11 protein-coding genes and 1 pseudogene are annotated in these 14,007 nt (G+C 68.6%); 8 read left to right on the forward strand and 4 right to left on the reverse strand.

The genetic code is table 11. The features are described from left to right. The first annotated feature begins 62 nt into the window (after nt 1-62). Together ACFYYW_RS25390 and ACFYYW_RS25395 are read left to right on the forward strand one after the other, a co-directional pair. Nucleotides 63-944 carry a hypothetical protein gene (locus ACFYYW_RS25390; protein ID WP_387652091.1) on the forward strand — a complete coding sequence of 294 codons (882 nt, stop codon included), beginning with the start codon at nt 63-65 and terminating at the stop codon, nt 942-944. Nucleotides 945-1,411: 467 nt separating this feature from the next. After that, the gene (locus tag ACFYYW_RS25395; RefSeq protein ID WP_387652093.1) at nt 1,412-4,462 is read left to right on the forward strand and encodes a S8 family serine peptidase; all 3,051 of its coding nucleotides are present in this window, start codon (nt 1,412-1,414) and stop codon (nt 4,460-4,462) included. Between the two features lie 297 nt (nt 4,463-4,759). Here ACFYYW_RS25395 and ACFYYW_RS25400 read toward each other — a convergent pair whose 3' ends face one another. Continuing rightward, a complete protein-coding gene (locus ACFYYW_RS25400) occupies nt 4,760-4,891 on the reverse strand; it encodes a hypothetical protein (RefSeq protein WP_387652095.1) in 132 nt (43 codons plus the stop codon). A 537-nt stretch (nt 4,892-5,428) separates the two neighbouring features. Between ACFYYW_RS25400 and ACFYYW_RS25405 the strand changes: the two genes are divergently transcribed. Both ACFYYW_RS25405 and ACFYYW_RS25410 read left to right on the forward strand, forming a co-directional pair. Continuing rightward, nucleotides 5,429-6,670 carry a hypothetical protein gene (locus ACFYYW_RS25405; protein ID WP_387652097.1) on the forward strand — a complete coding sequence of 414 codons (1,242 nt, stop codon included), beginning with the start codon at nt 5,429-5,431 and terminating at the stop codon, nt 6,668-6,670. A 313-nt stretch (nt 6,671-6,983) separates the two neighbouring features. Further along, entirely contained in the window at nt 6,984-7,517 is a 534-nt protein-coding gene (locus ACFYYW_RS25410; protein WP_387652099.1) for a hypothetical protein, read from the forward strand. A gap of 291 nt (nt 7,518-7,808) precedes the next feature. Here the strand turns inward: ACFYYW_RS25410 and ACFYYW_RS25415 are convergent, their stop codons facing one another. After that, the gene (locus tag ACFYYW_RS25415; RefSeq protein ID WP_387652101.1) at nt 7,809-9,404 is read right to left on the reverse strand and encodes a carboxylesterase/lipase family protein; all 1,596 of its coding nucleotides are present in this window, start codon (nt 9,402-9,404) and stop codon (nt 7,809-7,811) included. Between the two features lie 132 nt (nt 9,405-9,536). On the opposite strand from ACFYYW_RS25415, the gene ACFYYW_RS25420 reads away from it, so the two are divergent. Together ACFYYW_RS25420 and ACFYYW_RS25425 are read left to right on the forward strand one after the other, a co-directional pair. Further along, a complete protein-coding gene (locus ACFYYW_RS25420; protein WP_387652103.1) occupies nt 9,537-10,130 on the forward strand; it encodes a TetR/AcrR family transcriptional regulator in 594 nt (197 codons plus the stop codon). Nucleotides 10,131-10,339: 209 nt separating this feature from the next. Continuing rightward, a pseudogene (locus ACFYYW_RS25425) lies at nt 10,340-10,466 on the forward strand (transposase); the annotation flags it as partial. 314 nt (nt 10,467-10,780) lie between these two features. Here ACFYYW_RS25425 and ACFYYW_RS25430 read toward each other — a convergent pair. Further along, a complete protein-coding gene (locus tag ACFYYW_RS25430) occupies nt 10,781-11,614 on the reverse strand; it encodes an SDR family oxidoreductase (protein ID WP_387652105.1) in 834 nt (277 codons plus the stop codon). A gap of 174 nt (nt 11,615-11,788) precedes the next feature. Continuing rightward, a complete protein-coding gene (locus ACFYYW_RS25435; protein WP_387652107.1) occupies nt 11,789-12,316 on the reverse strand; it encodes a CGNR zinc finger domain-containing protein in 528 nt (175 codons plus the stop codon). A 26-nt stretch (nt 12,317-12,342) separates the two neighbouring features. On the opposite strand from ACFYYW_RS25435, the gene ACFYYW_RS25440 reads away from it, so the two are divergent. Both ACFYYW_RS25440 and ACFYYW_RS25445 read left to right on the forward strand, forming a co-directional pair. Then, nucleotides 12,343-12,807 (forward strand): GNAT family N-acetyltransferase, encoded by a 465-nt coding sequence (locus ACFYYW_RS25440; protein ID WP_387652109.1) that lies wholly within the window; start codon nt 12,343-12,345, stop codon nt 12,805-12,807. After that, entirely contained in the window at nt 12,804-13,967 is a 1,164-nt protein-coding gene (locus ACFYYW_RS25445; protein ID WP_387652111.1) for an MFS transporter, read from the forward strand. Before ACFYYW_RS25440 ends, ACFYYW_RS25445 begins: the two co-directional genes overlap by 4 nt. The last annotated feature ends 40 nt before the right edge of the window (nt 13,968-14,007 follow it).

Genomic DNA, 14,007 nt, shown 5'->3' on the forward strand with positions numbered 1-14,007 from the left:
GAGTTCTGTTTCGCATGCCCTCAGATCGATCCGGCATGCCCTCAAGGAAAAGGAGAACCTGCATGTTCATCGCCAAGGCCGTTGCGGTCACCCTGCTCGCCGGTTCGTTCGGCGGCCTCACCTCGCCGCCGTCGGGGGACGCCACCGCGTACGAGAAGCAGACACACCTGGAGGCCAAGCGCGTCGCCTGCATGATGGAGCGGGGCCTGGACTACGTGGCCTCCCCGGAGCCTCGGTACACGTGGCAGCCCGGGGAGCAGGAGCGGCTCGCGGGTGACCTGGAGGCGCTGCGGGAGTACCGGGCCAAGTACGGCTTCGGCGTCTGGTCCCCGAACGTCTATCCCAAGGACAAGGTCGTCAACCCCGTCCAGCACGAGAACCCGAACAACAAGATGCTGATGTCGCTCTCGGCCGGCCAGCTGAAGAAGTGGCGCGCCGCCGACGACGCCTGCTTCTCCCAGGCGGTCAAGGAGGTGCTGGGCAAGACCGTCACCTCCCAGGAGGACTACTACGACCAGCTCGAAGCGGCGGTGGACAAGTCGCTGAGCGTCCTCGACCAGGACAAGCAGCTCGTCCAGCTGGGCAAGCAGTTCGCCATGTGCCTGGGGGTCGGCGAGACCAGGCCGACCGCGCTGGACGGTCTGAGCCACACGAAGATCGTGCGGCAGGCTTCGGACGTCGCCAAGAAGACGTGGAAGGGCGAACTACCCAAGGAGGCCGAGGGCAAGACCGTCATCTTCCGGCCGAATCTGAAGCCCGCGCAGGCCAGGCCGTACCTGGACAAGGAGATCAAGGCGGCGCTGAGGGACCTGGAGTGCGGAAAGGCCTTCTACCCCGCCTACTTGCCCAAGGCCGTGGAGATCACGTCGCGGGTCTACCAGGAGTTCGGCAGGGAGGGCGCGGCCCAGGCGGTCCCGTCCCGGATCTACGGCAAGCTCGTCTGACGCAGCGCTCCCGGGGTGCCGCTCGTGGCGCGTGAGCGACACCCCTCGCAACGAATGACGCACGAGTTCGGATCTCACGGGCCGGCCTGGGCGCCCCTTGCCCGCGCCCACCTCCAAGCTCCCCTGCTGACCAGAAGGTAGAGCAGAGCCACTTCCCAGGCCAGCAGCGTCTCTGCCCCATCGGAGGGCTTCCGTGAGCGAGGGCGGTGGTGATGATCGCGGACTCTCCTGATCCGGCCATTGCCCCGACGCCAACCGGGGTGATCGCCTTCCCGGCACATGGTGATCTCGCGCCTCGGCGCCGAGAACTGATGTCAACTCTCCGCACATCGACAACGAGAGAGCAGATGAAATTAACCCACGCAACCCTCGCCGTGATCGTGGCGGGATCGCTCATCGCAGGCGGTACCACGAGTGCCGCACAGGCAGCCGAGGCGGCATCTCCCGTGACCGGGGTGTCGGGCTCAGTGACGCTGCTGACCGGCGACCGGGTGACTGTCACAGCGAACGGCCACCGGATCGAGCCTGGTCCGGGCAGAAACCAGCGCTTCGACGTCCAGCGCCGTCAGGGCCACCTTCACGTCATTCCAGAGGATGCCAAACGGCTGCTGGCCCAGGGCCTGCTGGACGAGCGCTTGTTCGACGTCACGCAGCTGCTCACCTGGCGGTACGGCGACGCCTACAAGGCGGACATACCGCTGATCGTCCAGTCCGCCGAAGGGAAGGCGGCACCGGCGCTCAGCGGAACGCGCAAGGCGAAGGAGTTCGCCGGGCTGGGGCTGGCCGGCACGAGCGTGTCCAAGGCGACGGCGGGCCAGACCTGGCAGAGCCTGGTCGGCGGCGCCCGATCACTGGCCGCCGGCAAGTCGAAGATCTGGCTGGACGGGAAGCGGCCCATCACCCTTGACCAGAGCGTCAAGCAGATCGGGGCGCCACAGGCGTGGCAACAGGGGCTGACCGGATCCGGTGTCACGGTCGCCGTGCTCGACTCCGGTTACGACGCCACCCACCCCGATCTCAAGGACGTGGTCACGCAGTCGCGGAATTTCTCCGACGAACCAGACATCACCGATAACGTGGGGCATGGCACCCATGTCGCCTCCATCGTGGCGGGCGCCGGAGAGAAGTATCGGGGTGTCGCGCCGGGCGCGAAGATCGCGCTTGGCAAGGTCGGCGGAGAGAACATCAGCGAATCGGCGATGCTGGCAGGCATGGAATGGGCCGCTGTCGAGGTCAAAGCAAAGATCATCAACATGAGCATCGGCGGCCCGGACACACCTGGCATCGACCCGATCGAGCAGGCCGTCAACACCCTGTCAGCGCGTACGGGAGCGCTGTTCGTCATCGCGGCGGGCAACGACGGAGCACCCGGCTCGGTCAGCAGCCCGGGCAGCGCCGATGCGGCGTTGACGGTCGGCGCGGTCGACAAGTCCGACAAGATGGCCGAATTCTCCAGCCGCGGCCCGAGAAATGGCGATCACGCGATCAAGCCCGACGTGACCGCACCCGGCGTCGACATCATGGCGGCGGCCGCGCAGGGCACGGCAGACGGCCCTTACGTCGCCCACAGCGGCACCTCCATGGCGGCGCCGCACGTCGCGGGTGCGGCGGCGATCCTCGCCCAGCAGCACCCGGACTGGAGCGGCGAGCAGCTCAAGGCCGCGCTCATCGGTAGCGCCGCGCCGCAGGCTGGCGCCACGCACTTCGACCAGGGCGCCGGGCGCGTCGACCTGGTTCGCGCGGTCGGTCAGCAGGTGTATGCCAGTCCCGCGAACATCGGCACGGTCCTCCGCTGGGGCAGATCCGGCGAACGGCAGGCGACCAAGGAGATCACGTACACCAACGCCGGCGACTCTGCGGTCACGCTGGACCTCACCGTGGACGGCGACGTGCTGCGCACCTCGGCACAGCGGGTCGAGGTGCCCGCCAAGGGCACGGCATCGGTCACCGTGACGATCGACGGGACCGGCAAGGAACCCGGCGATCATCCGGGCACCATCACGGCCCGATCGAGTGACCTTCTCGTCCGTACCGTCGCCACCGCGTACGTGGAGCCGGAAGCCTACGACGTGAAGATCAGCGCACTGGGTACCGGCGGCCAGCCCGTCGACGCGGTCGGGGAGTTCTACAACGGCAAGGGCGAGAGTCTCCGGATGGTCCTTCGCGGCGCGCCGGACACCTACCGGCTCCCCGCCGGCGAGTGGAGCCTGTACGTGGACATCTACGAAGGCACGCGCATCACGACCACGCACTTGCCGGTCAAGGTCGGCGGACAGGGCGCGGAGATCGTCCTGGACACGCGCCAGGCCAAACCGATCAGATTCACCCTGGACGAGCCCACGGCTGTCATCAGCGGGTGGACCGAGATGTGGGTGATCAACGGTTCGTGGTACCTCGGCTGGGTCGGAGGCAGGCCCGACCCCAGCGCCGTGTACTTCGTGCTCGGCTCCAAGCAGCCCGGACTGAAATACGTCACCAGAATGCATTTCCACAAGGACGCCTCTCCCACCCCCGTCCGCTACGACCTGGTGGACGAACGCCATGACGGCGTGCCCGAAAACCCCACGTACGCGGCCAGGGTGAAGGACCTCGACAAGGTGACCACCACCTTCCGCGGTGCCGGAACGGCCGCGAAGGGCACCTACTTCGTGGCGAACGCCATCGAAGGCGTTTCTGACGGATTCCTGACCCCCACGAACGATGTGCCTCTGCCGGGCAAGCTCACGGAATACCGGACGCGAGGGCACAAGTGGTCCAGCGCGCTGCGCGTCGGCGAATCCGTGGTCACGGGGGCCACGGGACCCACCGGCGACGGCCGCGATCGGCAGACGTGGGGCGTCGCGGTCAGCGGCCCGTCCTTCTCCGCCTCGGGCGCCTGGCGGGAGGGGAACACCGTGACGTTCGACGGCGCCCGGCTGTTCTCCGAGGGCATGCCCGGCCGGGTCGGCATGGACGGCGCCGCCACCGGCACCATCAGCCTCGCCAAGGGTGATCAGGTCATCTCCACGATCGACTACACCAGGTGCGGGCTGTGGGAGGCCGATTCCTGCCGGCTGAGCACCGGTCTCCCGGCGGAGCCCGCCAGGTACACGCTCAGCGCGACGGCCCGCCGACAGGTGCCGCACTCCACGCTGTCCACGAAAGTGGAATCGACGTGGACGTTCCGCTCGGCGAGCACTGCCAAGAGGGAAGCGCTCGCCCTGGCGGCGGTTCGCTTCGCCCCGGAGGGGCTGGACGAGTACAACCGCGCCAAGCCCGGATCGTCCACCCGGCTGCCGATCTGGATCGAACGCAATCCCGGCGCTCCCGCGGCAGCCGTGAAGTCCATCCACCTGCAGATGTCCGTCGATGACGGAGCGACCTGGCGCGACATCCGGGTCAGAGCCAAGGGGTCGGACTGGACGGCGCAGATGACCAACCCGCGCACGGCGGGCTTCGTGTCCCTGCGCGCCACGTCGACCGACACCGCGGGCAACACCGTCAGCCAGACCATCCACCACGCCTACGCGGTCGGATAACCCTCCCCGCAGGGCGGTAGCGATCTTGGACCGCCTTGATCACGCACGAGTTCTGGCCCCACCTGGGTGAGATCCCGGTTCGAGGGTTCAGGCCGTCTGTGGGTTCGGGGACTGCGGTCCCCGAACCCCTGCAGACCTCGGCGAGAGAAGCCCAGGAATGGACAGCCCGCCAGTCTGAAACTTCGATCTTGCTCAATGTCACCGATCGAATCACAAGCTGATCTTGCCAGTCGCGCTGGGTGGCGAGCTGAAGATGTGAATCAGGCACTCACGCACCGAACAACGGGTTGACCGCCGTCAGCTGTGGGTGGAGTGCTGGGCCTCGCTCTGAGCGAGCCGGTAGGAGCGAGTGCCGGTGTCGATGATGGCGGCGTCGAAGGTGCGGCGGTCGACGATCGCGGCGCAGAGACGCTGCTCGGTGAAGGTCATGGTCCAGGCGTCCTTCTCCCGAAGCTGTCCCCAGCCGTCAGGTAGCGCTGATCGGACGGAACGCCTATTCCGTCCGATTCCGGAATGACTGAGTCGCAGGTCAGCGCATCCGAGACGCTCTGCATGCGGATTCGAGCGCATCCCAGCGCTAGCATCCGGTGCCGAAAACTCGGTCTCTGCTGTCCGGCGCGGACCCCGCGCGACCTGTAACGATCGCCGGGGCGTACTGATTGATCAGCACACGGACGGCAGCGGTTACCTGATCATGGCCTGCCAGTAGGAGCGGACCGGTGAACCGGGTTTGGTGTCACATGCATTGACCCTGTGCGGGATGATGGTCGCCGGTCGCCCTGTCGTGATCTCTGACGGGAGTCACTGACCAGCCGACCCCCTGGGGGCGAGGTGCCTGATGGCCCTTCCGGCGGTGACTGATGCGGGGGAGCGACGCGCCCAGGCGTTGGCGAGAGCAGCCGAGGCGCGGAAGGCGCACCGCGCGGCGTGCGGCCTCAAGTAAGTCATGCGAACTGAGAGGCTTTCGTGGATTTTACGATCTGCCAGTTTCTGGGGCACACATGCGAAGATGGCCGGGACTCGCCTATCTGGCACGCGCAGATGCAGGTGGCGGCATGTGCGCATCTGCTGAATGAGTGGCTGCAGGAGGACACCCCTGACAAGGAAGCGGTCGGCATCCGCCTCCTCGTTGATGTTCGTGAAGTGACGCAGGCCCCCGCCGGGCCGGAGACCGCCTCCCTCGTGAACGCCGGGGTGTTTCCGGCCTTGTCTCCCTATGGGCCGGTGCGCGAGCCGCTCTCCTGCGAGCCGATCCCTCTCCCAGGGGTGGCTACGGCCGTGGAGCGCGCCCTGTTCGGCACGCCGGCGTCACGGCGCGTCGAACTGATGTCCGCCGCTCTTCGGGCGTCGATCGAAGACTGGGCCGAGGAGGCGGCGCTGGTGAGGGTCGCCGACCCGGCCGGTGGCGACGTCCGGGGGGAAACGCATGTTGTGCTTCTGTCCTCCTCCGGCCTGATGCGCCTCAGTGTCGTGCGCGTGGACGATCGCGGACTCGACCGTGACCCGGCCTGTTCCTTCGCGGGGCATTGGTGCGACAGCGGAGCCCGGCCGGGGGAGCGGAGTCACGCGCTCACCGAGGCGAGGCTGCGGGCCATCTGCGCGGGAACTGCTCTTCACGCCCCGCTGGACTTCTTCGGCTACGGCCCGTTCAAGATCGAATGGGTGCGGCATGGGCTGCCGTCCTCAGCTGGAGTGGACGCCATCCGGACGTGGTGGAGAAGTAGCGCATGGAGCCGACGGTATCTCGAGGATTACCTGCTCGACGAGCTGCCCGTCCCTGACGATCCGCAGGCGTATTTCGAGGATCCGGACAATCTGACGGAGGAGCGTGATCCGCTCGAACTGGGCGACCCGGACAACGGCCGGGCATGGTGGGGAGGCGAGGTCGGCGCCGGGCTCCAGCCTCTGGACACGACGGAGTTCTTCCGGGAACTGCAGTCCTTCCGTGCCGCCTGCCTGCAGGAAGCAGTTGGCGCGGAGGCGGCAGAGCTGGTGCCGTATCTCCTGAACGAGCTTCTCGACCGCCCCATCCGCCGCGTGGGCGGTCCGGAACGCCGTTTACGGGTGTGGGCCGATGCCGACGAGGACGGCCGCTTCTGGCGGGATGCGACAGACGAGGTCTACCGGTACGGCCATGGGCGCAGGCTCTTGATCCTTGGTCCGGAGGAGGCGATGTACATCGTGTTCAAGGATGAGCAGAATCCCTGAGCCTCCGTCGTGGGCCGTTCTCTAAACGGCTGGACTGAAGTTGATGGTGCGACACGGTGATCTGAAGTGCGGGTCATGGGGCAGGTGGTGGCCTGCTGCGGCCCGTGAGCGGCGAGCGGTCGAGGCGCTCTGCTGGGATCTCGGGGATCTCGGCGGATGTGTCGGGCTCGTCTGGGGGCTGGTGGGTGTGGCGCCACTGGTCGAGGAAGTGGTCGGTGACGAGGTGGTCGAGCGTCCTGGCACTGGGGCTAGGCTGAGTGAATGGCCGAGCGTCCGTCGACGTCCCGCAGCAGGTTAGGCTCCGTCGGGTTGGATGCCGGTGCGGCATGCGCGTACTCCGAGGTCGCTGTCCATCGTCAAGGCGGCGGCGGGCCTGGTTGTGATCGCGATCGCCTTGTTCGGCACCGCCGACGGCGCGAGCGGCGTGCTGCGGTTCATCATGCTGAGCCTGCTCGCACTGGCCGGGTCATGGCTGCTGGGCGGCACGACGCGGCGGGCGGTGCTGGAAGCCGAGCACGCGACGCGGGCGGAGTCGCAGGCGGCGGTGGCGGCCGAGCGGCTGCGTGTGGTGCGGGAGTTGCACGACGTCGTCTCCCACTCGCTGGGCACGCCTCGCAGTCATCGACCACACCACCGGAGCACGGCTGACCGGCGAATGGCTGAAGCCGCCGCACCCCTACGTGATGGTCCGCATGCCCGAGGCGACCCGCTGACCCCTGAACCGGTCAGCGCCTGGGCTGCGTACGCGGGAAGCGATCATTCCCTTCTCGGGAAGCGATCTTCTCAACCTCTCTTCCGCCCCAGGCCGGCCCTATTCGTGAACACCCCACCAGGAAGTTGCAGGTGAGAAGGGTCTTTGGAGCAATCCAGAGGCCCTTTTCTCATGTCTGGAAGTCGATGGGAGCCAATGGGGGAGCCGTCCCACTCGGATTCTCAACCCGTGGGCTTCTCGCCGAAGATGGTGTTCATGGTCTGGGCACGGCGGGAAGATCCGTCAGGCCTACCGTGAGGGACAAGACGACCAGCTGCGTGCCCGCGGTATCCCGGTCAAGGACGAGGACGCCGCCCGGTTCAGCTCGCTTGGTCATGCTCACCTCAACGTCCCGGGCCGCGACCGCCGATGAAGCTCTCGAACAGCTCAGCTGTTCAGTGAGGTCCAGAAGTCGTAGCGGTGGTCGCGGGCGAAGTCGGCGGGCTTGATGCCGTTGTCGCCGGGGGCCAGGGACTGGACATGGAGGCGTGCAGGGGTGAAGGGATGCCAGGCGGGTGCGCCGGAGCCGTTGGGGTCGCCGGTGCGTGCGAAGCGGGTCCAATAGCCGATCACGTGGTCGGCCAGGTGGCGCTGCGGGTCGGTGAGGGGCTGGTTGTAGCCGACATCGAACAGGTAGGGCAGTTCGGCGGCGTGGTAGGCGCCCATGTCATACGGCTTGGGGAAGGCGGCGAACCACGGTGCGCCGGCGTCGGCGAACTCGTAGGCGTAGGTCGGGACCTGGCGGGAGAGCGCCTTACCGGTGTCGAGGGCGGGGCGGGCGTATTCGGCGTCGGTCAGGGCGGTGGCCAGCGCCTGGCTGGGCGAGGCGTAGGCGGAGAGCGGATAGCGGGCCAGGATCTTGCCGGCGTTGGCGCCGAAGGCGGCGCGGACCTCCTCGTCGTAGCGGTCGGCGGGGATCGGACCACGGTATTTGGCCATTTCCAGCCCCCACACGTGCATGCGCTCCTCGTGGCGGTTGATGCCGTACAGCACCGGCACCTGGTGGATGCGGCCGGTGGCCACGGCGCGGGCTGGGTCCAGCGGGAGGAACGTGCCACCGACGACCGGGCCGAAGCCGGGCTGGGCCACGTCTGAGGCGGCTTGCAGCAGCTTGTCGGCCGGGACCGCGCGCAGCTGCTGGGCGGTCGGTGACTCGCCGAGGCCCAGGCGCTTGGCCAGGGCTCGGCCGTCGCCTTCGGCCTGCGTGAGGGGGCGGGGGTTGCTGGCCATGGCCAGGGACGGCGCCCACGAGGCGGTGCAGGGGGCGCTTTGCAGGATGGCGCGGTGGAACAGGCCGGCGGATCCGGGCGCGGCCAGGTGGGCGCAGACGGCGATGGCGCCGGAGGATTCGCCGAACAGTGTGACATTGCGGGAGTCGCCGCCGAAGGCGGCCGCATTGCGCCGGACCCAGCGCAAGGCGGCCTGCTGGTCGGCCAGACCGTAGTTGCCGGACAGGCCGTCGGCGTCGCGCAGGGCCGGGTGGGCCAGGAAGCCGAAGGCGCCGAGGCGGTAGTTGACGCTCACGACGATCACGTTGCCTTGGACGGCCAGGCGCCGGGCGTCGTACAGGTGGCCGGCGCCGTCCTTGAAGCTGCCGCCGTGGAGCCACACCATCACCGGCAGCTTCCGGCCCTGCTGGAGGCGGGGGGTGGTCACGTTCAGGTACAGGCAGTCCTCGCTGGTGCTGCCGCCGCCCAGGTGGTCACCCGTCTGCGCGCACATGGGGCCGGGGGTGGTGGCCTGGCGCGGCTGGGTCCAGGCCACCGCCGGGCGGGGCGCCCGCCAACGCAGCTCGCCCACTGGCGGGGCGGCGTAGGGGATGCCCAGGAACGAGCGGTGGTCCTCGGCGAGGAGGCCGCGCACCGGCCCTCGGTCGGTGCGGATCAATTCCCCGCTGTCCGCGAGCGCCGTCGAGGGACTCAGGATCGCCCCTGCTACGCCCAGCGCTGTCAGTCCCGCTGCGAGCTTGTTCTTGCTGGTCATCTGTTCATTCCTCACATCAGCGATCTTTCCGATGCCGAGAACTGTACAAGCGACTTAGGCAAATGCGCAAGGCGATCGAATAAGACGACCGTCTAAGGCGCTTGTTTGAATCTAGCGGTAGGCTGCGCCCTCATGGGGAACCGCGAAGATCTGATCACTGGCGCCAAGCGCTGCCTGTATGACAGGGGCTACGCACGCACCAGCATCCGCGACATCACCGCCGCCGCCGGCGGGGTCAGCATGGCGGCCATCGGCTACCACTTCGGCTCCAAGGAGGCGCTGCTCAACGAGGCCCTATCGCAGGCATCTCAGGAATGGGGCGAACAGCTCGGCCAGGCGCTGGCCGCCGTTCCGGCCGATCCCGAGGCCGGCCCGCTGCAACGTTTTGAGGCGGCCTGGGCCCAGATCATCAAGTCCTTCGAGCTTCACAGGCCGCTGTGGGCCGCGACCTTCGACGTCATCGGCCAGGTTCAGCACGCCGAGCAGGCTCGCGCCTACCTGGCCGCCGGCCTGGAGCATGCCCGCCTCGGCCTGGCCCAGGTGCTCGCCGGGCTCGACCCCGCCGACCCGAACGCCTGGGCAGTGGGCGGCTTCTACCAGGCGCTGCTGACCGGGGTCATGGCCCAGTACCTGATCGATCCCGAACGGGCCCCCACCAGCCACGACCTGGCCGCCGCCCTGGCGTTGATCGCGGGCCGGCCCATGACGGAACGAGACGCTCCATGACCCTCCCCGACGTCTCGAAACTGCGGAGAGGCTCACCCCATGAACGCCCAGAAAATACCCCGTCTCCGCCAGGACTCAGAAGCATCGGGCATGAACCGAATGTCCCGTAAGGGGATCTCCACCAGAACACCCTGCAAGATCCAGCAGAAGGGGTTCGAAGACACCTTCTGAAGGCCCGCGATGTGGCCGGGGTGCAGCTGGTCATCGGCGACGCGCACGCCGGCCTGCTCGGCCGCCAGGTTCCCAAGGTCGAAGCCATGCTGCATGAAGCCGCCGACGACATCCTCGCCTTCACCGCGCTCCCCGTCGGCGCACTGGAAGAAGATCTGGTCGACGGCCAGGTGCGCGCCAGGTTCGATCCCATGTGTCGCGGTTACTCGCCTGAGCATGGTGGCGCGCCGGAACTTGCCTGAAGTCACCCAGGCCCTACCGCATCCGAGCCGTGCAGAGGTGCCTCGGTGGAGGTCGGGAAACGATCACTCGCCATGCGGAAAGCGATCGAGGTAGTGCTCCCTCCGCCGTAGGTGGGGCTCATTCGTGAACACCCCACCGGCGCCTGGCTGGTCAAGGCCGGCAGCCAGGGTCGCGCCTTGCGCCCTCGTGGCCGTGCAATCCGATGAGGTGCCGGGTGAAGGAGACGGTTCATGCCGTCAGCGGAAGGCTGCGGCGTTGCGGTTGGCCCAGTCGGTGAAGGTGGCGGGAGCGCGGCCGAGGATCTTCTCGACGTCGGGGCTGACGGTCTGTTCGCGCAGGGTGGGGGTACCGAGGATGTCGAGGGTGGTGTCGGCCACCGGGGCGGGCATGAACGTGAGCATCTGGGCGAGCGCCTCCTCCCGGGTCTGGTCGATGAAGGTGACGGGCTCGCCGATGGCGTCCCCGATGGCGGCCGCGCGCTGGCGTGGGGTGGTCGGCGTGGGGCCGGTCAGCTCGTAGATCGCCTTCGTGTGGCCCGGCTGGGTCAGGGTGGCGGCGGCCACGGCGGCGATGTCGTCGGGGTCGATGACCGGGAGGCCGACCTTGCCGAAGGGCGCGGCGATCGTGCGGGCCTCCCGGACGGACGAGGCCCAGGCGTAGGCGTTGGAGGCGAAGCCGCCGGGGCGCAGGATGGTCCAGTCGGCACCGGACTCCATGACGGCCTGTTCGAAAGCGGCGAAGGCCTGCCCGTGTGACAAGGAGTCCGGGCGGGTGGCCACTCCCTGGGAGGAGAGCAGGACGATCTTTCCGGAGCCCGCGAACTGGGCGACGACGCGAGCGGGGTCGCCGGCCATCATCAGGTCCCCGCCGACGAGGAGGAAGACCGCGTCCGCCGCGGAAGGCAGGCCGGCGGGCGACCGGGAGAGGTCGGCGGCGACCGTGCGCACGCCGGGTGGCACGTCGCCATCGGTGATGCGGCGCGAGACGGCGGTCACCTCATGGCCCTGCTCCGCGAGGATGCGGACCAGCGTGCGGCCGACATTGCCGGTGGCTCCCGTGACAACGATCATGATGAACACCTCGATCAGATAGTTAGCTGGCTGACTGACTAAATGAACCGTAGCACGACGGGCACTCCTGTAGTTAGTCAGATGACTGACTTTTTGGGTATGCCTGTGAGGCCGACGTCAAAGACGGTGGGGCACCAGCAGGGGCCGGATGTGAGCGCGAAGGCGGACGCTCGGTCAGGTGAGGCGCGTGGAGTGGCGGGCGCGGTGGCGGCGTACCGCGTCTCTGTTGGCGCACGGCGGGGAGCAGTAGCGCTGACGTGCGGTGCGTGAGGTGTCCGCGAAGATCATGTCGCAACCGGCGGCGGCGCACCGTCCGAGCCGGTCCATGCCCCGGCTGACGAGGTGCAGCGCCGTGCCGACGGAGATCAGCGCGAACAGCACCGCGCCGAGCGGCTGCAGGTCGTCGCGATAGTGCAGGTGCCAGCCGTGGGCGTGGTCGGTCAGCCGGGGGTAGGCGGCCGAGCGGGCCAGCATCTCGTTGACCAGCTTGGCCTTCTCGCGCTCGCCCGTGGCGTCGACGACGTTCGTCCAGGCGGCGATGACGGCGAGGGTCTGGTCGAGATCCGACGGTTCGACGGGGCGTTCCAGCACCAGACCCGCCGTGCGGCAGCGGTGGGCGAGCTCGTCGGCGCTCGCCGGTGGGCGGTTCGCCAGGTCCGCGGCGAAGTTCACCACGTCCGCGCCGTAAGGGTTGAGGTGCACAAGCTCATTACATCAGCCTGTACGTCATGACGCGAACAGCAACGGAACGGGATGTTCCAGAACTCGTCCGCCTCCGGGCACTGCTCTTCGACGACCTCGGCGGCGACTTCTTCAACCCCGCGGACGCCGATGACGACTGGCGCGCCGCGCTCGCCCGGGTCCTCAAGCAGAAGCTGGCCGAACCCGACTGCCGGATCCTGGTCGTGGACGGCGACACCGGCCTGGCCGCCTGCGGCATCGGCACGATCGAACAGTGGTTCCCCGGCCCCCACTCCCGCAACGGGCGGATCGGCCACGTCATCGGCATGGTCACCGACCCGTCGTACCGGCGGCGCGGGCACAGCCGGGCGATCATGCTCGGCCTGCTCGACTGGTTCCGCGACCGGGACGCCGTACGGGTCGATCTCACCGCCTCCCGCGAGGCAGAGCCGCTCTACCGGCGACTCGGCTTCACCGACCACCCCGACCCCCTGTTGTGCTGGAAGCCGTGAGGGCGTCGCGATACCGCTGGATCATTCTGGGGGTCGCGACCTTCACCCAGGCCGCGGCCGCGTTCTTCGTGCAGGGCATCGGCGCGATGAGTGTCCACCTGCAACGGGACCTGAGGCTGAACACGACCCAGCTGGGCCTGCTGCAGTCGGCGGCTCAGTTGCTTCCGCTGGCCGGACTGCTCGTGGCGGGACGGCTGCTGGACCGCCACGACGAACGCCGGGTCGTCGGGATCGGTGCTCTCGTGGTCGCCGTCGCGCTGGCCGCCGGCAGCGTGGCTCCAGGGTACGTGTCCTTGCTGGTGGTCCTGCTGGTCGTCGGTGCCGGGTACAGCGCCATTCAGCCGGGCGGCAGCAAGTCGGTGGCGTCCTGGTTCGACGGTTCGAAGCGCGGTCTGGCCATGGGCATCCGTCAGGCGGGGCTTCCGCTCGGCGGCGTCCTCGCCGCGTTCGCGCTTCCCGCGCTGGCGACGCGCTTCGGTCTGCGGTCGACGCTCGTGGCCGGCGCGCTCGTCGCGTTGTCAGGAGCCGTCGCCTTCATGGCCTTCTACCGCCGTCCACCGGATCGGCGTCCGGTGCCGGCCGCCTCCCGCGTGCGGCTGGAACTGCTGCGCGAACCGTACCTGAAGAAGATCGTCCTGTCCGGCACGAGCATGGTGTCGGTGCACAGCGGCGTGGGCGTTCTGACCGTGTTGTACCTGCACGAGGTGACGTCCATGGACGCCGCCTCGGCGGGCCTGGTCTACGTCGCGGTCCAGTGCGCAGGCGCGCTGGGCCGCGTCTGCCTGGCGGCCTGGAGCGACCGGCACAGGTCCGGCCGCTACGCCTGCGTCCTGACCTGCCTGGCCGCCGTGATCATCGGGATGACGGTGCTGGCCACCCCGGTCGGCCGATCTCCGGTCGCGGCCTGCCTGCTGTTCGTCTGGCTCGGCTTCTTCGGGATCGGCTGGTACGGCCCCTGGGTCGCCTACGCCGCCGAATCGGCGCCGCCGGACCACACCGGGTTCGCCCTTGGCCTGGCCATGGCCGTCAACCAGGTGGCGGTCGTTCTGGCGCCGCCCGTGCTCGGCCTGCTCACGGACCTGACCGGCAGTTTCACACCCGCCTGGGCCCTGCTCGCCGCGCTGACCGCGGTCACCATGGCGACGACCGCCCGGTTGTGACGAGTTCGGACGGCCGCCGGCCGCGTCCCCTCGCCGGATC

It is taken from the genome of Nonomuraea sp. NPDC001831, from assembly GCF_042892035.1.
Taxonomy (GTDB): domain Bacteria; phylum Actinomycetota; class Actinomycetes; order Streptosporangiales; family Streptosporangiaceae; genus Nonomuraea.